Annotated in this window: 19 protein-coding genes and 1 pseudogene; 11 read left to right on the top strand and 9 right to left on the bottom strand. The window is 63.0% G+C overall.

What is annotated here, in order from left to right; translation table 11 throughout:
- Positions 1 to 151 precede the first annotated feature (151 nt).
- From ACHMW7_RS06645 to pyc, 7 genes and pseudogenes are all read left to right on the top strand, one after another.
- A complete protein-coding gene (locus ACHMW7_RS06645; protein ID WP_395449516.1) occupies positions 152 to 1,054 on the top strand; it encodes a branched-chain amino acid ABC transporter permease in 903 nt (300 codons plus the stop codon).
- 4 nt (positions 1,055 to 1,058) lie between these two features.
- On the top strand, positions 1,059 to 2,654 hold the full coding sequence (livM, locus tag ACHMW7_RS06650; RefSeq protein WP_395449517.1) for a high-affinity branched-chain amino acid ABC transporter permease LivM: 1,596 nt from the start codon (positions 1,059 to 1,061) through the stop codon (positions 2,652 to 2,654).
- Positions 2,654 to 3,479 (top strand): annotated as a pseudogene (locus ACHMW7_RS06655) (ABC transporter ATP-binding protein); the annotation flags it as partial. The gene livM and the pseudogene ACHMW7_RS06655, both read left to right, overlap by 1 nt.
- A 1,312-nt stretch (positions 3,480 to 4,791) precedes the next feature.
- A complete protein-coding gene (locus ACHMW7_RS06660) occupies positions 4,792 to 5,523 on the top strand; it encodes an ABC transporter ATP-binding protein (RefSeq protein ID WP_184768004.1) in 732 nt (243 codons plus the stop codon).
- Between the two features lie 11 nt (positions 5,524 to 5,534).
- Complete coding sequence (locus tag ACHMW7_RS06665; protein WP_395449518.1) at positions 5,535 to 5,882, top strand: DUF6867 family protein; 348 nt, start codon at positions 5,535 to 5,537, stop codon at positions 5,880 to 5,882.
- Between the two features lie 144 nt (positions 5,883 to 6,026).
- The gene (locus ACHMW7_RS06670) at positions 6,027 to 7,142 is read left to right on the top strand and encodes a branched-chain amino acid ABC transporter substrate-binding protein (RefSeq protein ID WP_395449519.1); all 1,116 of its coding nucleotides are present in this window, start codon (positions 6,027 to 6,029) and stop codon (positions 7,140 to 7,142) included.
- Between the two features lie 189 nt (positions 7,143 to 7,331).
- Complete coding sequence (pyc, locus tag ACHMW7_RS06675) at positions 7,332 to 10,790, top strand: pyruvate carboxylase (RefSeq protein WP_395449520.1); 3,459 nt, start codon at positions 7,332 to 7,334, stop codon at positions 10,788 to 10,790.
- Between the two features lie 118 nt (positions 10,791 to 10,908).
- Here the strand turns inward: pyc and ACHMW7_RS06680 are convergent, their stop codons facing one another.
- Positions 10,909 to 11,739, bottom strand: coding sequence for an SH3 domain-containing protein (locus ACHMW7_RS06680; protein WP_395449521.1), 831 nt, complete (start codon positions 11,737 to 11,739; stop codon positions 10,909 to 10,911).
- Positions 11,740 to 12,115: 376 nt separating this feature from the next.
- Between ACHMW7_RS06680 and ACHMW7_RS06685 the strand changes: the two genes are divergently transcribed.
- Positions 12,116 to 13,318 carry an MFS transporter gene (locus ACHMW7_RS06685; protein ID WP_395449522.1) on the top strand — a complete coding sequence of 401 codons (1,203 nt, stop codon included), beginning with the start codon at positions 12,116 to 12,118 and terminating at the stop codon, positions 13,316 to 13,318.
- Here the strand turns inward: ACHMW7_RS06685 and ACHMW7_RS06690 are convergent.
- Positions 13,297 to 14,190, bottom strand: a complete 894-nt coding sequence (locus tag ACHMW7_RS06690; protein WP_395449523.1) for a LysR family transcriptional regulator — start codon at positions 14,188 to 14,190, stop codon at positions 13,297 to 13,299. The genes ACHMW7_RS06685 and ACHMW7_RS06690 overlap by 22 nt on opposite strands.
- A gap of 95 nt (positions 14,191 to 14,285) precedes the next feature.
- Between ACHMW7_RS06690 and ACHMW7_RS06695 the strand changes: the two genes are divergently transcribed.
- Complete coding sequence (locus tag ACHMW7_RS06695; RefSeq protein ID WP_395449524.1) at positions 14,286 to 15,236, top strand: NAD-dependent epimerase/dehydratase family protein; 951 nt, start codon at positions 14,286 to 14,288, stop codon at positions 15,234 to 15,236.
- Positions 15,237 to 15,290: 54 nt separating this feature from the next.
- Here ACHMW7_RS06695 and ACHMW7_RS06700 read toward each other — a convergent pair whose 3' ends face one another.
- From ACHMW7_RS06700 to ACHMW7_RS06725, 6 genes are all read right to left on the bottom strand, one after another.
- On the bottom strand, positions 15,291 to 15,449 hold the full coding sequence (locus ACHMW7_RS06700; protein WP_395449525.1) for a DUF3309 family protein: 159 nt from the start codon (positions 15,447 to 15,449) through the stop codon (positions 15,291 to 15,293).
- Between the two features lie 96 nt (positions 15,450 to 15,545).
- Positions 15,546 to 18,725, bottom strand: a complete 3,180-nt coding sequence (locus ACHMW7_RS06705; protein WP_395449526.1) for an efflux RND transporter permease subunit — start codon at positions 18,723 to 18,725, stop codon at positions 15,546 to 15,548.
- A gap of 2 nt (positions 18,726 to 18,727) precedes the next feature.
- On the bottom strand, positions 18,728 to 19,858 hold the full coding sequence (locus ACHMW7_RS06710; RefSeq protein WP_395449527.1) for an efflux RND transporter periplasmic adaptor subunit: 1,131 nt from the start codon (positions 19,856 to 19,858) through the stop codon (positions 18,728 to 18,730).
- Between the two features lie 242 nt (positions 19,859 to 20,100).
- Positions 20,101 to 21,231 carry a patatin-like phospholipase family protein gene (locus ACHMW7_RS06715; RefSeq protein WP_395449528.1) on the bottom strand — a complete coding sequence of 377 codons (1,131 nt, stop codon included), beginning with the start codon at positions 21,229 to 21,231 and terminating at the stop codon, positions 20,101 to 20,103.
- A gap of 52 nt (positions 21,232 to 21,283) precedes the next feature.
- Positions 21,284 to 22,066 carry a 3-hydroxybutyrate dehydrogenase gene (locus tag ACHMW7_RS06720; protein ID WP_395449529.1) on the bottom strand — a complete coding sequence of 261 codons (783 nt, stop codon included), beginning with the start codon at positions 22,064 to 22,066 and terminating at the stop codon, positions 21,284 to 21,286.
- A gap of 122 nt (positions 22,067 to 22,188) precedes the next feature.
- Positions 22,189 to 22,782: a hypothetical protein gene (locus ACHMW7_RS06725; RefSeq protein WP_395449530.1), complete on the bottom strand. Its 594-nt coding sequence runs from the start codon at positions 22,780 to 22,782 to the stop codon at positions 22,189 to 22,191.
- A gap of 187 nt (positions 22,783 to 22,969) precedes the next feature.
- On the opposite strand from ACHMW7_RS06725, the gene ispG reads away from it, so the two are divergent.
- Together ispG and ACHMW7_RS06735 are read left to right on the top strand one after the other, a co-directional pair.
- Positions 22,970 to 24,223: a flavodoxin-dependent (E)-4-hydroxy-3-methylbut-2-enyl-diphosphate synthase gene (gene ispG / locus ACHMW7_RS06730; RefSeq protein WP_395449531.1), complete on the top strand. Its 1,254-nt coding sequence runs from the start codon at positions 22,970 to 22,972 to the stop codon at positions 24,221 to 24,223.
- A gap of 2 nt (positions 24,224 to 24,225) precedes the next feature.
- On the top strand, positions 24,226 to 25,080 hold the full coding sequence (locus ACHMW7_RS06735; protein WP_395449532.1) for a transglycosylase SLT domain-containing protein: 855 nt from the start codon (positions 24,226 to 24,228) through the stop codon (positions 25,078 to 25,080).
- A 12-nt stretch (positions 25,081 to 25,092) separates the two neighbouring features.
- Here the strand turns inward: ACHMW7_RS06735 and ACHMW7_RS06740 are convergent, their stop codons facing one another.
- Positions 25,093 to 25,566 carry a PTS sugar transporter subunit IIA gene (locus ACHMW7_RS06740; RefSeq protein WP_395449533.1) on the bottom strand — a complete coding sequence of 158 codons (474 nt, stop codon included), beginning with the start codon at positions 25,564 to 25,566 and terminating at the stop codon, positions 25,093 to 25,095.
- Position 25,567 lies beyond the last annotated feature (1 nt).

The following is a 25,567-nucleotide window of genomic DNA, read 5'->3' on the forward strand; positions in this document are numbered from 1 at the left end:
CAACATAAAACAGAGGCGGCGGAAAACGCTGTCCGGCAAGCGGCAACGGGTTGAAGAATCACGTTGCAATCCAGGCTCGAAACTTTAGGACTAGGGGAAATATCAAAAGGAATGCGCGCATAGCGCGACATTCCAGGGGAGCCGCATCCATATGCAGTATTTCGTCCAGCAGATGGTCAACGGGCTGACGCTGGGGTCTATCTATGGCCTCATCGCGATCGGCTATACGATGGTCTACGGCATCATCGGCATGATCAATTTCGCCCATGGCGACATTTTCATGCTCGGCGCCTTCGTCGCGCTGATCGTGTTCCTGATCCTGAGCAGCCTCTTTGTCTCGGTTCATGTCGTGCTGTTCCTGCTCGTCATGATGGTCGTGGCGATGGTGATGACCAGCCTCTACAACTGGACCATCGAAAAGGTCGCCTACAGGCCGTTACGTGGTTCGTTCCGGCTGGCACCGCTGATCACCGCAATCGGCATGTCGATCGCGCTGTCGAACTTCGTCCAGGTGACGCAAGGTCCACGCAACAAGCCGATCCCGCCGATGGTCTCGACGGTCTACAACATCAACGGCATCTCGATCTCGCTGAAGCAGATCATCATCGTCGTCGTCACCGTCGCGCTGCTGGCGCTGTTCTGGTACCTCGTCAACAAGACCTCGCTTGGCCGCGCCCAAAGGGCGTGCGAGCAGGATCGCAAGATGGCGGCGTTGCTCGGCATCGACGTCGACCGCACCATCTCCATCACCTTCGTCATGGGGGCTGCCCTTGCCGCCGTCGCCGGCACGCTGTTTCTGATGTATTACGGCGTCGTTGCCTTCTCCGACGGTTTCGTGCCCGGCGTCAAAGCCTTCACGGCGGCTGTCCTCGGCGGCATCGGCTCGCTGCCGGGTGCGATGCTCGGCGGCCTGATGATCGGCTTCATCGAAAGCATGTGGTCGGCCTATTTCTCGATCGACTACAAGGATGTCGCGGCATTCTCGATCCTTGCCATCGTGCTCATCTTCCTGCCCTCCGGCATCCTCGGCCGGCCCGAAGTCGAGAAGGTCTGAGACAATGGCCAATATCGCACAAGCCATGCGCGACGAAACCGCAACGCCGATCCAGCGCGGCCTCAAGGAGGCGCTCTATGCGGGCGCCATCTCCTTCGGCCTGTTCTTCCTGTTCATCGGTCTCAGGACCGACCAGAACATCTCCAACGAGCTGATCCTCGTCCCACGCTGGGGCCTGCTCGCCATCGTCGTCGCCCTGGTGATGGTCGTACGCTTCGTCTACGTCGCATATGCCCAGCCATTCATGGCGCGGCAGAAGATCGTCAACGTCGCCAGCGGCCTGCTGCCGGACAGCGTAGGCACCCGGTTCTTCCGGCTGCCCTATTTCATCGCGGCACTGGTGATTGCCGTTGCGCTGCTGGTCTTCGCCGGTTCGCTTGACGGGATATTCGGGCCTGCACTCGCCGGCTACATGCGCTTCTTCCGCGCGCTGGCGATCATCTACGCCCTGGCATCGGTGCTGTTTTATTTCCGTACCTTCATCAGCGCGCATTTCTCGGCTCTGGGCATCGGCGTGCTGGTGGCCTATCCGATCGTCGTCGTGTTGATCCTGACGCTCATCACCGGGTCCGCGGCTTCCGGCTTCCAGGGCTCGCTCAAATGGGTCGACAATTTCGGCATCCAGATCCTGATCTATGTGATGCTGGCCTGGGGGCTGAACATCGTCGTCGGCCTGGCCGGCCTGCTCGACCTGGGCTATGTCGCCTTCTATGCCGTCGGCGCTTATGCCTACGCGCTGCTGGCGACGCATCTCGGCTGGTCGTTCTGGATATTGCTGCCGGTGGCTGGCTTCATGGCCGCTTTCTGGGGTGTCATGCTCGGCTTCCCGGTGCTGCGTCTTCGAGGCGATTATCTCGCGATCGTCACGCTGGCCTTCGGTGAAATCATTCGCCTGGTGCTGATCAACTGGCGCGAAGTGACCAATGGCGCGGCCGGCATCTCCGGCATTCCCAAGGTCAGCTTCTTCGGCCTGATGTCATTCAACGTCTCCGACCCGAACTATATCGCCAAGGTGCTTGGCATCGCTCAGTCCGGGGCCTACTACAAGATCTTCCTCTACTACCTCATTCTCGGACTGGCGCTGCTGACCGCCTTCGTCACCATTCGCCTGCGACGCATGCCTGTCGGCCGTGCCTGGGAAGCGCTGCGCGAGGATGAAATCGCCTGCCGCTCGCTCGGCATCAACACGACGACGACCAAGCTGACGGCCTTCGCCACCGGCGCGATGTTCGGCGGTTTCGCCGGCTCCTTCTTTGCCGCGCGCCAGGGCTTTGTCTCGCCTGAGTCCTTCGTCTTCCTGGAATCGGCGATCATCCTTGCCATTGTCGTGCTCGGCGGCATGGGTTCGCTTGTCGGCATCGCGGTCGCTGCCGCGGTGATGATCGGCGGTACCGAAATCTTGCGCGAGATGGAGTTCCTCAAGGTCGTCTTCGGACCTGATTTCACGCCGGAGCTCTACCGCATGCTGCTGTTCGGCGTGGCGATGGTCATCGTGATGCTGTGGAAGCCGCGAGGTTTCGTCGGCAGTCGAGAACCCACTGCCTTCCTGCATGAGCGAAAAGCCATCTCCAGCTCCTTCACCAAGGAAGGACACGGCTGATGAACGCGAGCGCATCCATGAACAATTCGATCCTGCAGGTCGAACACCTGTCGATGAAGTTCGGCGGCTTGGTTGCCATCGGCGATCTGTCGTTCGAGGCCAAGCGTGGCGAGATTACCGCCCTGATCGGTCCGAACGGCGCCGGCAAGACCACGGTCTTCAACTGCATCACCGGCTTCTACAAGCCGACCGAGGGCATGATCCGCTTCAACGGTCGGGAAGGCGGCGAGTTCCTGCTCGAGCGCATGCCCGACTTCCAGATCACGGCCAAGGCCAAGGTGGCGCGCACCTTCCAGAACATCCGGCTGTTTTCGGGCATGACATTGCTCGAAAACCTTCTGGTGGCGCAGCACAACAAGCTGATGAAGGCCTCGGGCTACACCGTCATGGGCCTGCTTGGGCTCGGCGGCTACCGCAAGGCATCGGCTGAATCGGTCGATCTCGCCAAGCACTGGCTCGAAAAGGCCGAGCTGATCGACCGCGCCGACGATCCGGCCGGCGATCTGCCTTACGGCGCCCAGCGGCGGCTCGAGATCGCGCGTGCCATGTGCACCGGGCCGGAACTGCTTTGCCTCGACGAACCGGCCGCCGGTCTCAATCCGAAGGAGTCGCTGGCGCTCAACGCCCTGCTCATCGACATCAAGAACAATACCGGCACCTCGATCCTGCTCATCGAGCACGACATGTCGGTGGTCATGCAGATCTCTGATCATGTCGTCGTGCTCGAATATGGCCGCAAGATTTCCGACGGCGACCCGATGTCAGTTCGCACCGACCCGAAGGTCATCGCCGCCTATCTCGGCGTCGACGACGAAGAGGTCACCACGGTGCTTGTCGAGGTCGGCGACGAACAGGTGATCGAAGAGCTCGAAGGCGTGCCCGATCCGGCGCATGGTCCAGGCTCGTCGTCATCGATGATGGCCGGCCCGGTCAGCGACACTATCAGTCACAGCGATGGACACGGCGAAGTCGTGACCATTTCCAAGGGTGCGTCGAAGGCAGCACAGGTCGAAGCCCGTGATGCCGCGCGATCGGTGGCCGACGCAGCAGCAGCTAAGCCCAAGGCCAAGGCGCCGAAGGCGAAAGCGACCGCGACGCCTGCCGCTGGGCTGATGGCAGCGCCCAAACCGGAGAAGGCTGCTCCTGTTGCAAAAGCTCCGGCCAAGCCGAAAGCTCCTGCCAAGAGTGTTGCGTCGGCGGCATCAGCAGCCAAGCCTTCCGCGAAGACCGAGGCAGCCAAACCGGCAGTGGCAAAGGCTGACGCAGCGAAAGCCGCTGCAAAGCCGGCCAAGGCGCTGGCGTCGAAGCCTGCAGCCAAGGCGGCGGCAAAACCGGCAACGGCTGCGACGAAGGCAGTAACTGCGACGGCTGAGCCGGCGAAAGCCGCCAAGGCCACGCCTGCTCCAAAAGCAGCGGCGACCAAACCTGCTTCGGCAAAGGCTGCCAAGCCAGCACCGAAAGCGGAAGTCGTCAAAGCACCGGTGAAGGCCGCGCCGGCGCCCAAGGCTCAGGCGAAATCGAGCAAGCCGGCTGCGGCTCCAAAGACCGCAGCATCGGCCAAGCCGGCTGCGTTGAAGGCATCCGCCGCCAAAGCACCAGTAGCCAAAGTGTCCGCTGACAAACCTGCGTCGCAGGCGCCGGCAAAGCCAGCGAAGGCACCTGCAGCCTCTGTTGCCAAGGCTCAGCCTGCGAAGGCAGCATCTGCCAAGACCCCGGTTACCAAAGCGACGGCTGACAAGCCCGCGGCGAAGGCGCTGGCCAAGGCGCCGGCAGCCTCCGCTGCCAAGGCCCAGCCTGCGAAGGCAGCAGCCACCAAGGCCCCGGTTACCAAAGCGGCGACTGCGTCCAAGGCGCCTGTCGCCAAGACCATCGCCAACGTGCTTGCCGCTCCGCGCGGCGGCGTGGCGGACCGGCTGATCCTGATCAAGGGCATCGGACCGGTCAACGAGAAGAAGCTCAACGACCACGGCATCTTCCATTTCGACCAGGTAGCGGGATGGAAGAAGTCGGACATCGCGGCGGCGGAGGCCTATCTCGCCTTCGATGGCCGGATCGAGCGCGAAGACTGGGTGGGGCAGGCCAAGGCGCTGGCGCGTGAAGCGGCCAAGCCGGCGAAAGCCAAGCGCGGAGGTGGCAAGTGACGGCGGCAAGAGCTTTGCTCGACATCAAGGGTGTCGAGACCTACTACGGCAACATCCGTGCGCTGAGCGGCGTCGATGTTGCCGTCAACGAAGGCGAAATCGTCGCCCTAATCGGCGCCAACGGTGCCGGCAAATCGACGCTGATGATGACCATCTTCGGCACGCCCAGGGCGCGCCGCGGTACCATCACCTTCGCGGGCACCGACATCACCGACCTGCCGACGCACGAGATCGCCAGGCTGCGCATCGCGCAGTCACCGGAAGGACGGCGCATCTTCCCGCGCATGACGGTGATGGAAAACCTGCAGATGGGCGCAAGTCTCGACAACCTCAAATATTACGATGAGGACGTCGAGAAGGTGTTCACCCTGTTCCCCAGGCTCAAGGAGCGTATCGCCCAGCGCGGCGGCACGCTTTCGGGCGGCGAGCAGCAGATGCTGTCGATCGGTCGCGCGTTGATGGCGCGGCCCAAGCTGCTTTTGCTCGACGAGCCTTCGCTGGGTCTGGCGCCGCTGATCGTCAAGCAGATCTTCGATGCCATTCGCGAGCTCAACCGCACTCAGGGCCTGACCGTGTTCCTTGTCGAGCAGAACGCTTTTGGCGCCCTGAAACTCGCCACGCGCGGTTACGTCATGGTCAATGGCGTGGTCACGATGAGCGGCACCGGCAAGGACCTTCTCGCCAATCCAGAGGTTCGTGCGGCCTATCTCGAAGGCGGCCGCCACTAGGAGGATCCATCATGCACGGCATTCTCTATGAGGAAGCCTCGATCTGGCAGTTCTTTTTCGTCACCTGCGTTTTGGGTGGCTGGGCTGCCTGGATGACTGGTCGCGCCTGCGCCCAGACATGGCGAAACTATACCCAGCTCGTGCTCTACATTCTGGGGCTCGGAATCGCTATCCGCTTCATCCATCATGCGTTGTTCAACGGCACGATGTTCACGCTGCAATACTATATCGTCGACACCATCGTGCTTTTGGCGTTCGCAATAATTGGTTATAAATACACGCGAACAAACCAGATGGTGACGCAATACAATTGGCTTTATGAAAAGGTTTCGCCTCTTTCTTGGAGATCGAAGTCCTGAGGGGCAGAAGCTAAATATCGGCGCCGATTCGCCAATGAATCGGCGTGACAACTGCCGGAAAATCGGCAAACTCACCTTTCTGCGATATGGGTGGGCATCGCAAGAAAGAAACTCCACGCCCACTCAATTAATGGGAGTGTTTCAATGAAAAAGTCACTTTTGTCGGCTGTTGCACTGACCGCGCTCGTCGCGTTCAGCGGCAGCGCATGGGCCGATATCATCGTCGGCGTTGCCGGTCCGATCACCGGCCCGAACGCGGCTTTCGGAGCACAGCTCCAGAAGGGCGCGGAGCAGGCTGTCGCCGATATCAACGCAGCTGGTGGCATGAACGGCGAGCAGATCAAGCTTGTGGTTGGTGACGACGTCTCCGATCCGAAGCAGGGCATCTCGGTCGCCAACAAGTTCGTCGCTGACGGCGTCAAGTTCGTTATCGGTCACTTCAACTCGGGCGTTTCGATCCCGGCTTCGGAAGTCTACGCCGAGAACGGCATCCTCGAGATCACCCCGGCTGCGACCAATCCGAAGTTCACCGAGCGTGGCCTGTGGAACGTGTTCCGCACCTGCGGCCGTGACGACCAGCAGGGCGCCATCGCTGGTGCTTACCTCGCCGAGAAGTTCAAGGACGCCAAGATCGCGGTCATCCACGACAAGACGCCTTATGGCCAGGGCCTTGCCGACGAAACCAAGAAGGCGATGAACGCCGCCGGCCTGACCGAAGTCATGTATGAAGGCGTCAACATCGGCGACAAGGACTTCGCGGCGCTGATCGGCAAGATGAAGGAAGCCGGCGTCACGATCATCTATTGGGGCGGTCTTCACACCGAAGCCGGCCTGATCATCCGCCAGGCGGCCGACCAGGGCCTCAAGGCGACGCTGGTTTCGGGCGATGGCATCGTGTCGAACGAACTGGCCTCGATTGCTGGCGACGCTGTTGCCGGTACGCTCAACACCTTCGGTCCCGATCCGACCTTGAACCCGGCCAACAATGCGCTGGTCGAGAAGTTCCGCGCCGCCGGCTTCAACCCGGAAGCCTACACGCTGTACTCCTACGCTGCGATGCAGGTCGTTGCGGGTGCTGCCAAGGCTGCCAATTCGGTCGATCCGCAGGAAGTCGCCAAGGCGATGAAGGCGAATACCTTCCCGACCGTGCTCGGCGACATGGGCTTCGACGAGAAGGGCGACCCGAAGCTGCCCGGCTACATCATGTATGAATGGGTCAAGGGCGACGACGGCAAGTACACCTACAAGCCGCAGAAGTAATTCAGCATCATCTACTGAAGAGAAATGCCCGGCGCTTTGCGCCGGGCATTTTTTTGTGCCGTGGAAAATATGCCGGTCTGACCCAAGGGAAATTAAATCGATTTAAGGGAATGCGTTTTCGGTTGCACCGCAGCATTTTCCCGCTAATCATTCGCCGCCTCTTAAATATCCCGTGCCTGGAGCGTTTTCGTGCCGATCAGCAAGATCCTCGTCGCCAACCGATCCGAAATCGCCATCCGCGTCTTCCGCGCGGCCAATGAGCTGGGGCTCAAAACCGTGGCGATCTGGGCCGAAGAGGACAAATATTCGCTGCATCGCTTCAAGGCCGACGAATCCTACCAGGTCGGCCGCGGCCCCCATCTCGCCAAGGACATGGGGCCGATCGAAAGCTATTTGTCGATCGACGAAATCATCCGCGTTGCCCGGCTGTCGGGCGCCGATGCGATCCATCCCGGCTATGGCCTGCTGTCGGAAAGCCCGGAGTTTGCCGAAGCCTGCGTCGAAAACGGCATCACCTTCATCGGGCCCAAGCCCGAGACCATGCGCCGGCTTGGCAACAAGGTGGCGGCGCGCAATCTCGCCATCGAAGTCGGCGTGCCGGTGATCCCGGCGACCGACCCGCTTCCCGACGACATGGAAGAGGTCAAGAAGCTCGCCGCCCAGGTTGGCTATCCGGTCATGCTCAAGGCGTCATGGGGCGGCGGCGGCCGCGGCATGCGCGCCATTCGCAGCGAGGCCGATCTCGCCCGCGAGGTGACGGAAGGCAAGCGCGAAGCCAAGGCGGCATTCGGCAAGGATGAAGTCTATCTCGAAAAGCTGATCGAGCGTGCCCGCCACGTCGAAGTGCAGGTTCTCGGCGACACCCACGGCAACGCCGTGCATCTGTTCGAGCGCGACTGCTCGATCCAGCGCCGCAACCAGAAGGTCGTCGAGCGCGCGCCCGCACCTTACCTCAGCGAGGAGCTGCGTCAGGAACTTTGCGGCTATGCCCTCAAGCTCGCCAGGGACACCGCCTATATCGGCGCCGGCACGGTCGAGTTCCTGCAGGATGCCGACACCGGCAAGTTCTACTTCATCGAAGTCAATCCGCGCATCCAGGTCGAGCACACAGTCACCGAGCAGGTGACCGGCATCGACATCGTCAAGGCGCAGATCCACATCCTCGACGGTTTCGCCATCGGCACGCCGGAATCGGGCGTGCCTGTTCAGGCCGACATCCGCCTCAACGGCCACGCCCTGCAGTGCCGCATCACGACAGAGGATCCGGAGCAGAACTTCATCCCGGATTACGGCCGCATCACCGCCTATCGCGGCGCCACCGGCTTCGGCATCCGGCTCGATGGCGGCACGGCCTATTCGGGCGCGGTCATCACGCGTTTCTACGATCCGCTTTTGGAAAAGGTCACAGCGTGGGCGCCCAACCCGGTCGAGGCGATCGCCCGCATGCACCGGGCGCTGCGCGAGTTCCGCATTCGCGGCGTTGCCACCAACCTGACCTTTCTCGAAGCGATCATCACCCACCCGGCCTTCCGCGACAATTCCTATACGACCAGGTTCATCGACTCGACGCCCGAGCTGTTTGCCCAGGTCAAGCGCCAGGATCGTGCCACCAAGCTGCTCAACTATCTCGCTGACGTCACCGTCAATGGCCATCCGGAGACGCGCGGCCGTGCCGCGCCCAACCCGGAGGCCGCAGCCCCGGTCGTGCCATGGTTCACCGGCGCCATCCCCGACGGCACCAAGCAGCGGCTCGACGCACTTGGCCCGGAAAAGTTCGCGGCCTGGATGCGCGACGAGAAGCAGGTGCTGATCACCGACACGACGATGCGTGACGGCCATCAGTCGCTGCTGGCGACACGGGTGCGCACCCATGACATCGCCAAGATCGCCGGCACCTATGCCCGTGCGCTGCCGCAGCTTTTGTCGCTTGAATGCTGGGGCGGTGCGACGTTTGACGTCGCCATGCGCTTCCTGACCGAAGATCCGTGGGAGCGGCTGATGAAGGTCCGCCAGGCGGCACCCAACATCCTGCTGCAGATGTTGCTGCGCGGCGCCAACGGCGTCGGCTACACCAACTACCCCGACAACGTCGTGCAGCATTTCGTTCGTCAGGCGGCCGCCGGCGGCGTCGACCTGTTCCGCGTTTTCGACTGCCTCAACTGGGTCGACAACATGCGCGTGTCGATGGATGCCATCGGCGCCGAGGGCAAGCTGTGCGAAGCGGCGATCTGCTACACCGGCGATATCCTCGATCCGGCCCGCGCCAAGTACGACCTGAAATATTATGTCGGGCTCGCCAAGGAGCTGGAAGCTGCCGGCGCACACATCATCGCGGTCAAGGACATGGCCGGCCTGCTCAAGCCGGGTGCGGCACGGGCGCTGTTCAAGGCGCTGCGTGAGGCGACCGATCTGCCGATCCACTTCCACACCCACGACACGTCAGGCCTGTCGGCAGCGACGGTGCTGGCGGCGGTTGAAAGCGGTGTCGACGCCATCGACGCGGCAATGGACGCGTTTTCCGGCAACACCTCGCAGCCTTGCCTGGGCTCGATCGTCGAGGCGCTGCGCGGCTCGGATCGCGACCCTGGCCTGGCGCCTGAATGGATCCGCCGCATCTCGTTCTATTGGGAGGCGGTGCGCAACCAGTATGCGGCCTTCGAGAGCGACCTGAAGGGGCCGGCATCGGAAGTCTATCTGCATGAGATGCCGGGCGGCCAGTTCACCAACCTCAAGGAGCAGGCGCGTTCGCTCGGGCTCGAGACCCGCTGGCATGAGGTGGCGCAGGCCTATCACGACGTCAACCTGATGTTTGGTGACATCGTCAAGGTGACGCCGTCGTCGAAAGTCGTCGGCGACATGGCGCTGATGATGGTGAGCCAGGAACTGACCGTCGCCGACGTCGAGAACCCGGCCAAGGACATCGCCTTCCCGGATTCGGTCGTGTCGATGCTGCGCGGCGATCTCGGCCAGTCGCCGGGTGGATGGCCGGCTGCATTGCAGAAGAAGGTGCTGAAAGGCGACAAGCCGATCACCGCGCGCCCCGGCTCGCTGCTCAAGGCAGCCGACCTCAAGGCAAACCGCAAGGAGATCGAGACCAAGCTCGGGCGCAAGCTGTCCGAGGACGAGTTCGCTTCGTGGCTGATGTACCCGAAGGTCTTCACCGACTTCGTCGGTGCGCAGGACAATTACGGTCCGGTCAGTGTGTTGCCGACGCCGGTCTATTTCTACGGCATGAAGCCCGAAGACGAGGTCTTCGTCGACATCGAAAAGGGCAAGACGCTGGTCATCCGCTGCCTTGCCGTCGGCGACGTCGACGAAAAAGGTATGGTGACGGTGTTCTTCGAACTCAACGGCCAGCCGCGCCGCGTCAAGGTGCCGGACCGGGCGCATGGTGCTTCCGCATCCAAGGCACGGCGCAAGGCCGAGGCCGGCAATGACGCCCATGTCGGTGCGCCGATGCCGGGTGTGGTCTCGACGCTTGCCGTCGCTGCTGGCCAGCCGATCAAGGCCGGCGACGTGCTGCTGTCGATCGAGGCGATGAAGATGGAGACGGCCCTTCACGCCGAGCGCGACGGCACCATCGCCGAGGTTCTGGTGCGCACGGGGGACCAGATCGACGCCAAGGATCTTCTTGTCGTCTATGGCTGATCCTGGTTAGGCGCAGGAGCACCGGCATCGGCCCGAAAACCGGATTCGATTTTCGGAAAGCACGATGCGTAGTCTCAAAGGCTTGGAGTGCCGTGCGTCCATTCGGACGCACGGCACCCTAAAACAGCCCTTGGCCGGCTTTGGCCTCTTCCGCCACAGTGCGGCGGATGAGGTTCTTGTAGATGTAGCCGCGCTGTCCCTGGTAGACGACCGTGCACCAGTTGCAGTCGGTCTCCGCTTCGATCGCGGCATTCGCCGGCACCACCACGATCACTTTGGCCTCGTCGGCCGGCCCGTCGCGCAGATTGGCGTATTTCGCTGCTTTGGCCGGACGCAGATCTGGCAAAGGACCGTTGGCGTCGGAGGCGCTCTCGCCGACCATGCCGGTCGATGCCTCCAGCATGGCTATTTCGGCCTCCGTCTCGGCAACCTGGACGTCCAGCGTACCGCGCAATCCATCGGGTGCGATCGACCCGGTGTCGGTGGAGTCGGGTGTCTCATACACCGCCGGTGCTGACGAACTGGCCTGTGCCTGGCGCTCATCAGGTCCCTGCGTGGCTACGTTGCCTGGATTGGAGGACGATGGCTGCGCTGGCACCCAGCGCGAGCTGTCGGCACCAAGCGGTGTGCGTTGTGGGGCAGGGGTGTCGGCAGCGCGCGCCTGTTTTGGTGCGGTGATGTCTGCCTGCGGTATCGCGGGCTTGGCTGCGGTGCTGGCAGTCTGCGGCAGCGTCACGCGTGGCGGCACGGCTGCCGTTCTCACCGGGTCGGGCGGCGAGGTGGTGACAACAAGGAAACCAGCGACAGCAGCCGTCACAGCCACACCGCCGCCGAGCAAGGCGAGGGTCGGTCTGGCGAGGCAGGCCCTCGAAAGATATGCGCCGGCTTGCTGCAACTGCGTCGCAAACTGGCTGGATGTTCCGGCGATCCGGAACGCGGGGGTGTTCATGGTACAAAACTCCACACACTGGTACGGCGCGGCGACAATGCCGGAGCCGACCCCCAACCCGATTTGGCATGCAAGGCGTCGAAACGATTGCGAACGTGGAGTGTGTTGCCCGTCCCGCCGCAGTTTCTGGATTTTCCGCCTAGCCCAGCTATTCGACGGAATTCGGGCAATCGTTAACCTTTGTTACCGATCTGGCCCAATCATTGCTGCCCAGACCCGCTTGACTGCGAACTAAATCGATTTAGTTTGCGCGGAATGGAAGATGTGGATACGTGCCATCGGTCGGAACCGCGGCTGGTAACATTTTGAATCTGCCGATCACGACAGCCTGAAATCGATTTCAGCTGTTTGGCTCATATGCTAGGAGTCGCGTTCGATGAACGCCACAAATGCCACCGAGATCGCCACCCCTGCCATCGCCGTGCGCGCCCGTTGGGCCGTGGCCGCGGCCTTTTTCATCAACGGCTTCATAACCGGAAGCTGGGCGCCGCAGATCCCGTTGCTGCTCACCCGGCTTGATATCAGCGAATTCGTGCTCGGCCTGCTGATCCTTGTCTTCGGCCTCGGCGCACTGACTGCGATGCCGTTCTCAGGCTATCTGATGACCAAACGCGGCTCGCGGCCGGTGGTCATCGGCTTCGCCTGGATCGTTGTCTTTGCCCTGCTGCTGGTGGCACTGGCGCCCAATGTCTGGGTGACGGCACTGACGATGTTCATCTTCGGTGGCTCGATCGGCGCCATGGATGTCGCCATGAATGCCAATGCGGTGGCGGTGGAAAAGCGGCTATCGCGCGCCATCATGTCGTCGTCGCATGGCTTCTGGAGCCTGGGCGGCTTCGCTGGCGGCGCGCTGGGCGGCATCATCATCCAGAACTTCGGCCATCTGCCGCACGCGCTGTTCGCCACCGTGGTGGCGGCCGCCATGACGGCTTTTGCCCTGCGGCACCTGATCGGCGAGGACAAGCCGGTGGCGCATGAGCACCGGCATTTCCGCCTGCCGCGCCTTCCAACCATCTATCTGGTCGGCATCATGGCGCTGTTTTCGATGATCCCGGAAGGTGCGGTGCTCGATTGGGCGGCACTTTACCTCAAGCAGGAACTCGGCGCCGATATCGCCACCGCCGGCTTCGCCTTCGCCGCCTTCTCCGGCATCATGGCGCTGATGCGTTTCCTCGGCGACGGCGTGCGCAACCGCTTCGGTGCGGTCAACACGCTGCGCTTCTCGGCATTGCTGGCGGCCAGTGGCATGCTTTCGGCCGGCCTCGCGCCCAATCCATGGATCGCCATCGCCGCCTTCGCCATGTGTGGACTGGGCGTCGCCAACATGGTGCCGATCGCCTTTTCCGCTGCCGGCAACCAGCCGGGCGTGGTGCCGAACATCGGCATGAGCGTCGTCACCACCATGGGTTATTCGGGTATCCTGGTGGCACCGTCGGCGATCGGCTTCGTTGCCGGTCATACCGGCTTCGCGCCGATCTTCGTCACGCTGTCGGGCTTCCTGGTGGTCGTGTCGCTGATCGCAGGGCTTGCCCGCCACGCCGATTTCAGGGCCGTGGCTCAGGCCGCCCCGGCGGAATAACGCCTGAACTCTTCGTGCAGGAAATCGGCGACGCGGCGGATGCGCACGCTGGCGCGCACGTCGCGGTGCATGGCAAGCCACACCGGAAGCGAAGGAAGCGCCAGGTCGGGCAGGACGATCTCGAGCAGCGGTTCGCGCTGGATGAGCTGTTGCTGCGCGATGCCGATGCCATTGCCGGTTCGTACTGCCTGCCACAGCACGATGTGGTTGTCGCTGCGTAGCCGAAAGTTGTGCCGTGTGACGCCCGGCAGGAAGTGTTCGAAACCACGGATCATTTCGTCGCTGCGATCGAAACCGATCAGGTCGTGGTCACGCAAATCCTCCGGTGCCGACAGACGACCCCGCCGGTCGAGATAGGCCGAAGTCGCGCACATGCAAAGCGCGATGTCGGTGACCTTGCGCGCCACCAGTTCGTTCTGGGTGGGGCGCACCATGCGGATGGCGATGTCGGCGTCGCGGCGCAAAAGGTTCTCGACCTGGTTCGAGGCGACGATCTCGACCTCGATGCCCGGCTCCTCCAGCCCAAGGCGGGCCAGCATGGCGGGCAGGACGTGTGCCGCCACCATTTCGCTGGCAGCGATGCGGACAGTGCCCTCGATCGCCTCCACCGAGCCCAGCGCCAGCCGCGAGAAGGCAGTGGCCTGTTCGCTGACCGCCCGGCCGCGCTCGAACAGCAGGCTGCCGGCCTCGGTCAGTACGTAACCCTGGCGGCCACGCCGGAACAGCGTGACATCAAGCGCTTGTTCGAGCTCGGCGATGTGGCGGCCAAGCGTCGGTTGACTTGAGCTCAGGCTGCGCGCCGCAGCCGACAGGCTGCCGGTCTCGGCGACCGCGACAAAGCTTCGGATCAGGTTCCAGTCGATCTCGGACATCTATTCAAAAGTGAATATCGATACGCCATATGGAGTCAATTTAAATTCGGTAGTGAATGAGTGAAATGAAGGCCACACAAACAGGAGTGACCGACATGACCACGATAGCAATACTGGGTGCCCGTGGCCGGCTCGGCCGCGCCGTGGCAAAGGCCTTTCTCGACGCAGGATACGAGGTGAGGGCGATCACCCGCGACGGCAAGTTGCCAGCGGAACTGATCGGTGCCGAAGCTGTCGCTGCCGATGCTCTCGATCGCCAGTCGTTGATTGATGCCACGAGAGGCGTCGACATCATCTTCAACGGCTTGAGCCCTGTCTACTCGGACTGGAGTTCGGTCCCGCCGATGGCCGAAAACGTCATGGCTGCGTGTCTTGCCAGTGGTGCTACGCACATGGTCGCCGGCACGGTCTACAATTTCGGCTCGCCGATGCCGGTTGAAATCACCGAGGAGACGCCGCAGCGACCGACGACCGAGAAGGGCCGCATCCGCGCGGCGACCGAAAAGCTGTTCCGGCGCGAGTCAGATGCCGGCCGCGTCCGCACTGTCCTGCTTCGTGCCGGCGATTTCTTTGGCGGCAAGGGCACCGGTTCGTGGTTCGACCTGGTGGTGACCTCGAAGCTCGCCAAGGGCGTCTACACCGCGCCGGGGCCGGTCGATCTTGTGCATGAATGGGCCTATCTGCCCGACTTCGCCGCAGCCTTTGTCGCCCTTGTCGACAACCACGAAAAGCTCGGCACCTACGAGAACCTCAATCTGCCGGGCCATGCGGTCACGGATCTGGAGATCAAGGCTTCGATCGAGCGCGTGCTTGGCCACAAGCTGAAGCTCGCCTCCATGCCGTGGTGGGTGTTGCGCGCCGGTGCGCCGTTCGTCCCGATGTGGAAGGCGATCGTGTCGATGTCGTACCTGCGCTATGAGGCGCATCGGCTTGTATCGTCGCGGCTGGAAGGCATCATCGGAACGATCCCGCGCACGCCTCTCGATGAGGCCGTAGCCGGCGCACTCGCCGACCTTGACCTGCTGCCTCGGGCGAAAGCGGCCTGATCAGTTGCACAAAAGAGCCCGGAGGACGCTCCAGGCTTTTTGGTGTTCAGATCGTCAGACGCGACCCATCAGCATCAGCACCAGCAGCACCACGAGCAGGAGGCCGACAATGCCCGATGGGCCGTAACCCCATCCGCGCGAGTGCGGCCAGGCCGGGACGGCGCCAAGCAGGATCAGGATCAGGATGATGATGAGCAGCGTTGAGATTGTCATTGTCCATGCCTTGAAATCTTGTGTTTCATCAAGGCAGCAACGCAAAAGGCCGCCCGGTTGTTCCTGGGCGGCCTTTCATGCACTCTTGCGGTTGGTCTATTCCGCAGCCTTGGGGAAGGCGACCGCGGGCTCGTCAGGACCGGGTGCCGGCGTGGCGGCGGCCTCGGCCTTGTCCTTCCTGCCGAAGCGGAAAAGCTTGCTGAGCCAGCCACGCTGTCCGGGCTTGCGCTTATCGCGGGTGAACACCATCAGCATGGCCGGCGTCACCACCAGCGTCAGCACCGTCGCGAAAGACAGGCCGAAGACGATGGCCGAGGAGAGCGCGATCCACCACTGGGTCGACGGTGCATTGATCGTCGTCTCGTGGTGGAAGATCTCCAGGCCGAGGCCGAAGGCGATCGGCATGACGCCGAGGATGGCCGAGAGAGCGGTCAGCACCACCGGACGCGCGCGCTCGCGGCAAGTCTGCAGCACGGCGTCGAGCTTGTTCCAACCTTCATCGCGCAGCCGGTCATAGGTGTCGATCAGCACGATGTTGTTGTTCACCACCACGCCGGCCAGGGCGATGAAGCCGATGCCGGACATGACGATGACGAAGGTCTGGCCGGTCAACAGCATGCCGAGCAGTGCGCCGATCACCGCCATGACAACGCAGGACAGCACCAGCAGCACGCTGGTGAACTTGTTGAACTGCGCCAGCAGCACGATGAAGATCAGGAAGATCGCGGCGCCGAACGCGTTGCTGAGGAAGGCTGCCGCCTCCGCGCTGTCTTCGTTCGAACCGGCGAGTTTCCAGTCGACGCCAGGCTTGGCGATGTCGCCGACGGCCTTGGCCACCGCCGCCTGCACTTCAGCGACCTGGAAGCCGCCCGCCACATTGGCCTGGATGGTGATGGTGCGCTTGCTGTCGATCCGCTTCAGGACGCCAGCGGTCGGCTCCGGCTTGCGCGAGACGAAGTTCGAGATCGGCACGGAGCCTTGCGCCGTCTCGATGCGCAGATCGTCGAGCGCCGACAGCGTGCGGCGGTCCTCCGGCAGGCGCAACCGGATGTCCACGGCGTCATCCGTGCCCGCAGGGCGATAGTCGGTCAGTTTCAGGCCCGTGGTTACGAGCTGAACCACAGTCCCGACCGCCGTCGGGCTGACGCCGAACTGCGCGGCCTTGGAGCGATCGACCTCAAGCGCCCAGTCGACACCCGGAGGCGGCAGGCCGTCGGAAAGATCGATGACGCCGGGGACCTTGGCCACGGCCGCCGCCACCACCTTGGCATAGTCGTTGAGCCCGGTCGGGTCCGTCGCCGAGAGCTGGACCTGGACGGCCTTGCCGGTCGGCGGGCCAGCGTCCGGAACGCGCACCTCGACATCGACGCCTGGAATGCCAGCCATCACGACACGCAAGTCTTCGAGGATCTTGTGTGCGGATTGGCGCTCGCGCCAGTCGATGAACTCGTAGTTGATGACGCCGACGACGTCTTCGGGCACGTCCTCGCCGCCGCGCGTCTTGCCGACCTTGGTCAGTACCGACTTGATGCCTGGCCAGCCAATGATCCTGTCCTCGGCGATGCGAACCGCCGTGTCCATTTCCTCAAGCGAGAGGTTGCCGCGGGCATGCACGTAGAGCAGGCCGTAGTCCGGCTCAACCGACGGGAAAAACTCGACGCCATTGCCGAACTTCACGTAGGAATAGAGCCCGCCGCCAAGCAGCAGCATCGTCAGCATGATGGCGGTGATCGGGTAGACCACTGCCTTCTTGACGACCGCCATGTAGAGGCCGTCACGGTTGTCTTCCTCGCCATGCAGCGGCGCCTTGCCGATGATGGCGCCGATTGCCGGCGCGAAGATCAGCGCATAGGCCATCGAGGCGGCAAGGGTGACGATCAGCGTGATCGGCAGGTACTTCATGAAGTCGCCGACGATGCCCGGCCAGAACAGCAGAGGCGAGAAGGCGGCGATGCGGGTCAGCGTCGCGGCAATGACCGGTCCGGCCATGCGCTTGGCTGCTTCCTCGAATGCCTGCTCCTTCGGCATGCCTTCCGACATGCGGCGCTCCGCATATTCGGTGACGATGATCGCGTCGTCGACGAGCATGCCAACCGCCAGGATGAGCGAGAAGAGCACGATCATGTTGATCGTGTAGCCCATCAGGGCAAGCAGCAGGATGCCGATCAGGAACGAAGACGGGATCGCCAGTCCGATCAGCATCGAGGCGCGCCCCGAAAGCGCATAAAGAATGACGATGAAGACCAGGATGACGGCAATCATCACGTGGTTCTGCAGGTCATTGAGCAGCTGGTTGACGAAGACCGACTTGTCCTGGGTATAGGTCACCTGCAGGTCAGGCAGCACCTGCTTGCTCTGGGCGACGAACTCTTCGGCGACCTTTTTCGAGCCTTCGATGGTCTCGACCACATTGGCGCCGATACGCTTCTTGACTGCCAGCGTGATCGCGGGCCTGCCGTCGATGCGGGCGATCGTCTCGGCGTCCTTGAAGGTCGAGCGGACGGTGGCGACGTCGCGAACCCGGACGACGGCGTTCGGGCCGGCCACGACAGGCAGGTTTGCGACATCCTCCGGCGTTTCGATCAACGACGGCACCTTCACCGCATACTTGCCTTCCGCCCCCTCGATTGTACCGGCGGCAACGAGGCTGTTCGATGCGCCGACGCCCTGGATGAGCTGGTCGAGCTGCAGGCCATAGGAGGACAGCTTCACCGGATCGACGATCGCCTCGACAAGCTCGTCGCGAGATCCCTGGATCTCGGCCTCGAGCACGCCCGGCACCTCCTCGATGCGGTCGCGCAGGTCCTTGGCGGCAGCGGTCAGCGCGCGTTCCGGAATGTCGCCGGACAGTGTGATGAACACGACCGGGAATTCGGACAGGTTCACCTCGTTGACTGTCGGCTCCTCGACGCCCGCAGGCAGGTCGCGCTTGGCGTCCTGCACCTTGTTGCGCGTGTCGATCAACGCGTCGCCGAGATCCACCGACGGGTCGAACTCAACGATGACGTTGGCGCCGCCCTGATAGGCGTTCGACTTCATCTCCTTGAGCCCCTTCAGGCTCTTGAGCTGGGACTCGACGGGACGAAGCAGGAGGCGCTCGGCGTCTTCAGGGGAAATGCCCTGATAGACGAGACTGACATACATGATCGGAATGGCGACGTCCGGCTCAGCCTCCTTGGGCACGGCGCGGTAGGCAAGCGCCCCCGCGATGACCAGGAAGAGCAAGACCGAAAGGGTCAGTCGCGCATTGCGGATCGCAAGCTTGACGATATCCATTGTTACTGCGTCCCGGCTGCGCTTTCAGCGAGTTTCTTGAGGGCCGCCTCGTCGGCGACCTGGGCCTGCACTTCGTCGCCTTCCTTGACCAGGTCCTGGCCGGCGATGATGACCTTGGCGTCGGCGGGAATGCCACCGAGCACGAGACCCTTCTGGGTGTCGTCGACCAGGTCGATCGGGTAGAAGACCACCTTCGAGGCGGCGTCGATGGCGCGGATGCCAAGGTCGCCGTTCTTGCCCAGCGTCACCACCGAACGGGGCAACACCACAGCGTCGGTCGGATTGGCACGCACGGTAATCTCCGCGGTCATGCCGGCGGGGATGGCATTGTCCTTGTTGGGGACCGCGATCTCGATCGGGAAGGTGCGGGTCTTGGAGGTGGCGTCGCGGCTGATGTAGCGGACCTTGCCCTTGACCACTTCGCCGTTGATCAGGCTGACATCGGCCTCGTCGCCGATCTTGACGTAGCGCAGGTCGCGCTCGCTGATCTCGCCCTTGGCGAGGATCGGGTCGAGGCTCAGGATCGTGGCAACCTCGCCGCCCTGGGCGACCGAGGAGCCAAGCTCCACCGAGACGCGATCAACGACGCCGTTGAAGGGTGCCTTGACCTGATTGCGCGACAGCTCGGCTTCGGATGCCTGGAGCTGCGACTGGGCGGTCTGGTAGTTGGACCATGCGATGTCGCCGGTCAGCTTGGCCGCCGAGCCTGCCTTGGTCAGTTTCTGGGCTGCTTCCCATTCGGCCTTGCGCTGCGACAGCACGGCCTTGGCCGTTTCGACGGCGGCGGCCTTCTCTTCGGCGTCGAGCATCAGGATCAGGTCGCCCTGCTTGATGTGGTCGCCCTGCTTGACCGGCAGTTCGGCAATGATGCCAGCCGCGCGGGTGGCAAGTGTCGCGCGCTTTTCTGCTTCGGTCTGGCCGGAAATGCGGATGGCGCGGGCGTGCTCGACACGCGGCGGCGCCACGACCATCACGGTGCGCAGGGCTGCTTTGGGTGTCTCGGCTACGGCAGGTTTTTCTTCGGGGGATGTCTGTGCGCTACCCACCGACGAGAATTCGCCAGTGCCCATCCACGCGGCGAATGCCACGAGCACGACCAAGGCTGCAAGCTTATGGAACCTAATCTTCGACATTGTCGTTATCCGTTAAGGACGGTTGCGGCTACCGCCATCTTGCCTGGCGCGTCGCCCCGATATGGTGGCGCGCAATACCGCATTCAATCCGCCGCGGGGGCAAAGTGGCGGAAGGGCGTCTTCTACATCAAATGTAGATCGCAAAATAGTGATAAAAAAGAATGGAAACATCATCCTGACAAAACTGGCAGGAGGTGTCAGCACGCTGCGGTTGTCCAGTCGGAAAGCCGGACTTTCTCGGGTTAGTTGTGTTGGCGAACGGCAGCCGGCTTGGTTCTGGTGGCAAGAAACTCACGCACGCGACGTCCGACAGCTGGCCCGTGCAACGGCTTGAAGCCATCGTCGAGTTGCCCGGATAGGTCGAGTGTGGCCTTCGTGCCGACCGAATCAAAGTTGTCTTCGAGCCAGTCGCTGGCCGAGGTGCGGCCAAGGTCGCGCAAGTATTCGAGGAATGCCCATTCGGCATTGACCTTGGACGACGCCGAAAGATCCTTGAAGGCCTCGTCGGCGTCGATGCGATGCATGCGGATGTCGCGGAATTCGCCATGCGGCAGGCGCCCGGCGGCGATCAGTTCCTTGATGAAGGCGATGGCGCGGAATTCGCGCAGCAGCCCGGCGTTGAAGGTGATCTCGTCGATGCGGTTCTGGATCTCGTTGGCGGTCTTGGGCGTCTGTTCCCGGACCACCGGGTTGATCTGGACGAGCAGCACATCGTCCGTGTCATTGGCCTTGAAGAACGGATAGATCGCCGGATTGCCGCCATAGCCGCCGTCCCAGTAGGGCACGCCCTTGATCTCGACCGCCTGGAAGATCTGCGGCAGGCAGGCCGAAGCCATCACCGTATCGAGATCGATCTCGCCGTCGCTGAACACGCGCAACTGTCCGGTTTCGACATTGGTTGCCGAGATGAACAGGTCGATGTCCTTGCAGGCACGGACATTGGCGAAGTCTATCTCTTCGGCGACCACGTCGCGCAGCGGGTTGAGGTTCAAGGGGTTGGCGACATAGGGCGACAACACCCTCGACATGGTGTCGAACCAGATGTAGCCGGGCGTGTTCTCGATCGACCAGTTGCCCCACAGCACATCCCAGGGCGAACGCTGCACCGGGCTGAAGCGGCCCTTGCGCGCCACCGCGCGCCAGAAGTCCGCGAGCTTGGCGCGCGCGCCTTCCGCGCCGCCACGCACCCAGCCGTCGGCCAGCGCCACCGCGTTCATCGCGCCGGCGCTTGTCCCTGATATCGCCTTGATGTCGAGCCTGCCGTCCTCCAGCAAGCGGTCGAGCACGCCCCAGGAAAAGGCCCCGTGCGAGCCGCCGCCCTGAAGCGCGATGTTGATCGGTTTCGTCTCCTCCGCCTTGCCGTTTCCAGTCATGGCGTCATTATTCCTTTGGTTTGGATTCTTTGCCCGCTTGGCGGAGCCTGACTCACTGAGCCGTCCAGCCGCCATCCACCGAGATGTGCGTACCGTTGATCTGGGCCGCTGCCGCCGACGCGAGGAAGACGGCGGTCGCCGCGATCTGCTCGACGGTGACGAATTCCTTGGTCGGCTGGCGGTCGAGCATGACCTCGCGGATGACCGTCTCGCGGTCCATGGCGTGCGCCTTCATCTGGTCGGGGATTTGCGCTTCGACCAGCGGGGTCAGCACATAGCCGGGGCAGATGGCGTTGCAGGTGACCTTGTCCTGCGCCAGCTCCAGCGCCACTGTCTTGGTCAGGCCCATGATGCCGTGCTTGGCCGAGACATAGGCTGACTTGTAGGCCGAGGCGACGAGGCCATGCGCCGAGGCGATGTTGATGATGCGGCCCCCGCCTGCCTTCTTCATCAGCGGGATCGCGGCCGCGGTGGTGTGAAAGGCCGACGTCAAATTGACGGCAATGATCGCGTCCCACTTGTCGATTGGGAAGTCCTCGACCGGTGCGACATGCTGGATGCCGGCATTGTTGACGAGAATGTCGACGGAACCGAATTCTTCGGCGGTCTTGGCGACCAGCGCCCGGCATTCCGCCGCCTTCGACATGTCCGCCTTGATGTAGACGACCTCGGCCTTGTGCTCTTTTGACAGCCGCTCGGCGATGGCATGGTCGGCCGGCGTGTCCGAGAAGGAGTTGATGACGACATTCATGCCGTCGCGCGCAAAAGCCTCGGCGATGGCGAGGCCGATGCCGGAGGTCGAGCCGGTAACGATGGCAGTTCTTGTCGCGGTCATGGCAGGAAAATCCTTCGGGAATCGGTATGCTGCAATGCAACATATATATGCGCTGTGCGGCGCAAAAGAAGCACCGCCGTTGCACAGTTTCGTGAAATTGTGGTGTGGGCCCCGCGCTTTTTCTACCAGTCGTCGTAGGCCGGGCACTCTGACACGGGCAGCTTCGACAGCTGGAAACGCTTGTCATCGACGCCGGATGACAGCTCGATGCTACCCTCTTCATCCTCGCCGCAATCTGATGTCATGCGCAGCCGGCCGAGCGCTTCGAGATCGATGAGGATCTTGCCGTCGCCGCTGCGTTTGACCATGACCCCGCCGCCGTCGCAATCGACGCCGCAAAAGATCGACTCGCCGTCATCTTTGGGGCTGCATTCGCCCATGGCGGTCAGCGGCTTTGGCTGTTTGTGGCCACGCAGCCGGGCCAGGATCTCAAAATAGTAGTTGCGCTGGCCCTTCGGAGCGAACTCATCGGGGTCATGGATGTAGTAGGCGAGACGGAACTGCATTTCCGTCACCTGCTGCTTGGGATGCGCTTTCAGGTGCGCGGCATCGTAGACGCGGCCAAAACAGGCGCGCGCGCCGGCCTCGGGCGGGATGAGATTGGCGAGTTCGCCCTCCTTGCCGGGCTCGATTGCCTGGGCGCGGGCCTCGGTGACGGCCAACAGGGCGGACAAGACGACAAATGGCAAAATGGGACTGCGAAGCAAGGCTGCCATGGAATCCCCCATGAATGTTGGTCTACAATACCGTATTCGATGGCGCTGTTCATCTCGCCGTTGGCGGTGAGGTAAATGGCCGGCTTGTTTTCGACCCTTGGCGGGCGCGACCACCTGCGATATTGACATCGCGCGCAGCGCGCGCCACCTCAGGCGCGGATACCTCGAGCTTCAAGAAGGCCGTCCGATGACCGGCTATTTTTCGTCCCCATTTCCCCGTCGCAAGTCGGTCGGCGTCAGCGTCGGCGGCGTGATCGTTGGTGGCGAAGCGCCTGTCGTCGTCCAGTCGATGACCAACACCGATACGGCCGATATCGACAAGACCGTGGCTCAGGTCGCAGCGCTGCATCGTGCCGGCTCCGAAATCGTGCGCATTACCGTCGACCGGGACGAAAGTGCCGCCGCCGTGCCGCATATCCGCGACCGTCTCGCCAGGCTCGGCATCGAAGTGCCGCTGGTCGGCGACTTCCACTATATCGGCCACAAGCTGCTGGCCGATCATCCGGCCTGCGCCGAGGCGCTGGCCAAGTACCGCATCAACCCCGGCAATGTCGGGTTCAAGGAAAAGAAGGACAAGCAGTTCGCCGACATCGTCGAGATGGCGATCCGCCACGACAAGCCGGTGCGCATCGGCGTCAACTGGGGTTCGCTCGACCAGGACCTGCTGACCCGGCTGATGGACGAGAACCAGGCGAACGGTTCGCCGCTCACCGCCAACCAGGTGATGCATGAGGCGATCGTGCAGTCGGCGCTGATTTCGGCCGACCTCGCCGAAGAGATCGGCCTGCCGCGCGACAAGATCATCCTGTCGGCCAAGGTCAGCGGCGTCCAGGACCTGATCGCCGTCTACACCATGCTTGCCACCCGCTCCGACCACGCGCTGCATCTCGGCCTGACCGAGGCCGGCATGGGCTCGAAGGGCATCGTCGCCTCGTCGGCGGCGATGGGCATCCTGTTGCAGCAGGGCATCGGCGACACCATCCGCATCTCGTTGACGCCGGAGCCCAATGGCGATCGGACCCGTGAAGTCCAGGTGTCGCAGGAGTTGCTGCAGACCATGGGCTTCCGCCAGTTCGTGCCGATCGTCGCGGCATGCCCGGGCTGCGGTCGCACCACTTCGACGGTGTTCCAGGAACTGGCCCAGAACATCCAGGACGGCCTGCGCAAGAACATGCCGATCTGGCGCGAGAAATACCCTGGCGTCGAGGTGCTGAAGGTTGCGGTCATGGGCTGCATCGTCAACGGCCCGGGCGAATCCAAGCATGCCGATATCGGCATCTCCTTGCCCGGTACCGGCGAAACCCCGACTGCGCCGGTGTTCATCGACGGCAAGAAGGCAGCAACGCTGCGCGGGCCTGCCATCGCCGATGATTTCGAGAAAATGGTCGCCGACTATATCGAGCAGCGCTTCGGTCACGGCGGCAGGGCGGCAGCCGAATAGAGATGCGGAACCTGTCGAGGGCAGCGCTGGCTTTCCTCGTTTTGCCGCTGGTATGCGGCCCGGCACTTGCCGACCCGCCGCGCTCGCCGAAGAAGATGCATGTCGCGCGCGTCTGCGAGCTGATCGACACCCACGCTCGACGCCACGGCTTGCCGAGCGAGTTCTTCGCCCGGCTGATCTGGAAGGAAAGCCGTTTCGATCCCAATGCGGTGAGCCCGGCAGGTGCCGAAGGCATCGCCCAGTTCATGCCGGGAACTGCTGCGATGCGCGGGCTCGCCAATCCGTTCGACATCGACCAGGCGATCCCGGCTTCGGCGCGCTACCTCGGCGAACTGAAGTCCGGCTTCGGCAATCTGGGCCTGGCTGCCGCCGCCTACAATGCCGGCGAAAACCGCGTCGCGCGCTGGCTATCTTCGGGCGGCTTCTTGCCGCTCGAAACCGAGGACTATGTGCTCGATATCATGGGTGAGCCGGCCGACAATTTTTCCGACAAGGCTCATGCCGGCACGAACCGGCCACTCGATCCGAAAATGTCGTTTGCGCTCGCCTGTCAAAACCTGAAGGTCATCATGTCGGCGACCGTCGCGATGGCGAGCGTCCATGTGAAGCCATGGGGCATCCAGGTCGCGGGTAACTTCCGCCGTTCGGCGGCAATCCGGCAGTGGCAGCGGCTTGAAAGCCGGTTTCCGAAGCTGCTTTCGTCGCATGAACCTGTCGTCAGCCGGGTGCGCACGCCGATTGGCCGGCGCGGCATCTATGCCGTGCGCATCGGTGCCGACGATCGCAGCGAAGCAGGCCAGATATGCCAGAGCCTGCGCAGCATCGGCGGTGCCTGCCTCGTCGTCAGGAACCGCTGACGCCAGTTTTGTTCAGGCGGCCGCCGTAATGGTTGGTGGCTGATCGGTGGTGAGCAGGCGATGTGCCGTCGTTGCATTGTCAACCCGGCGCAGGCGCGCCACCACTTCGGCGTCACGCAAGCGACGGGCGATCTTGGCCAGCACGTTGAGATGTTCCTGCGGTGACGCCTCCGGCAACAACAGCAGCACGACAAGATCGACATCCCGGTCGTCGATGGCCTCGAACGGGCAGGGCGCTGTCAGCCGCACGAAAGCGCCGTATGGCCTTTGCAGCCCGGGCATCTTGGCATGCGGTATCGCCACGCCCTGGCCGAGCCCGGTCGAACCGAGCTTTTCCCGCGTCGAAAGCACCGATGCGATCTCGCCCGCCGGGCAACCGGTTCGCCTGGCGGCGTGCACGGCGAGCTCCTTGAGCAGCCGCGTCTTGCCCTCCGGCTTCAGGTCGAGGATCACGTCCTCGACCGAAATCACGTCGGAAATCTCCATC

This window comes from Aminobacter sp. UC22_36, assembly GCF_044056035.1.
Lineage (GTDB): Bacteria > Pseudomonadota > Alphaproteobacteria > Rhizobiales > Rhizobiaceae > Aminobacter.

Coding starts and splice junctions, on each gene's coding strand:
- ACHMW7_RS06645 (WP_395449516.1), top strand. CDS start 152: ATGCAGTATTTCGTCCAGCAGATGGTCAACGGGCTGACGCTGGGGTCT.
- livM (WP_395449517.1), top strand. CDS start 1,059: ATGGCCAATATCGCACAAGCCATGCGCGACGAAACCGCAACGCCGATC.
- ACHMW7_RS06665 (WP_395449518.1), top strand. CDS start 5,535: ATGCACGGCATTCTCTATGAGGAAGCCTCGATCTGGCAGTTCTTTTTC.
- ACHMW7_RS06670 (WP_395449519.1), top strand. CDS start 6,027: ATGAAAAAGTCACTTTTGTCGGCTGTTGCACTGACCGCGCTCGTCGCG.
- ACHMW7_RS06680 (WP_395449521.1), bottom strand. CDS start 11,739: ATGAACACCCCCGCGTTCCGGATCGCCGGAACATCCAGCCAGTTTGCG.
- ACHMW7_RS06685 (WP_395449522.1), top strand. CDS start 12,116: ATGAACGCCACAAATGCCACCGAGATCGCCACCCCTGCCATCGCCGTG.
- ACHMW7_RS06690 (WP_395449523.1), bottom strand. CDS start 14,190: ATGTCCGAGATCGACTGGAACCTGATCCGAAGCTTTGTCGCGGTCGCC.
- ACHMW7_RS06695 (WP_395449524.1), top strand. CDS start 14,286: ATGACCACGATAGCAATACTGGGTGCCCGTGGCCGGCTCGGCCGCGCC.
- ACHMW7_RS06700 (WP_395449525.1), bottom strand. CDS start 15,449: ATGACAATCTCAACGCTGCTCATCATCATCCTGATCCTGATCCTGCTT.
- ACHMW7_RS06705 (WP_395449526.1), bottom strand. CDS start 18,725: ATGGATATCGTCAAGCTTGCGATCCGCAATGCGCGACTGACCCTTTCG.
- ACHMW7_RS06710 (WP_395449527.1), bottom strand. CDS start 19,858: ATGTCGAAGATTAGGTTCCATAAGCTTGCAGCCTTGGTCGTGCTCGTG.
- ACHMW7_RS06715 (WP_395449528.1), bottom strand. CDS start 21,231: ATGACTGGAAACGGCAAGGCGGAGGAGACGAAACCGATCAACATCGCG.
- ACHMW7_RS06720 (WP_395449529.1), bottom strand. CDS start 22,066: ATGACCGCGACAAGAACTGCCATCGTTACCGGCTCGACCTCCGGCATC.
- ACHMW7_RS06725 (WP_395449530.1), bottom strand. CDS start 22,782: ATGGCAGCCTTGCTTCGCAGTCCCATTTTGCCATTTGTCGTCTTGTCC.
- ispG (WP_395449531.1), top strand. CDS start 22,970: ATGACCGGCTATTTTTCGTCCCCATTTCCCCGTCGCAAGTCGGTCGGC.
- ACHMW7_RS06735 (WP_395449532.1), top strand. CDS start 24,226: ATGCGGAACCTGTCGAGGGCAGCGCTGGCTTTCCTCGTTTTGCCGCTG.
- ACHMW7_RS06740 (WP_395449533.1), bottom strand. CDS start 25,566: ATGGAGATTTCCGACGTGATTTCGGTCGAGGACGTGATCCTCGACCTG.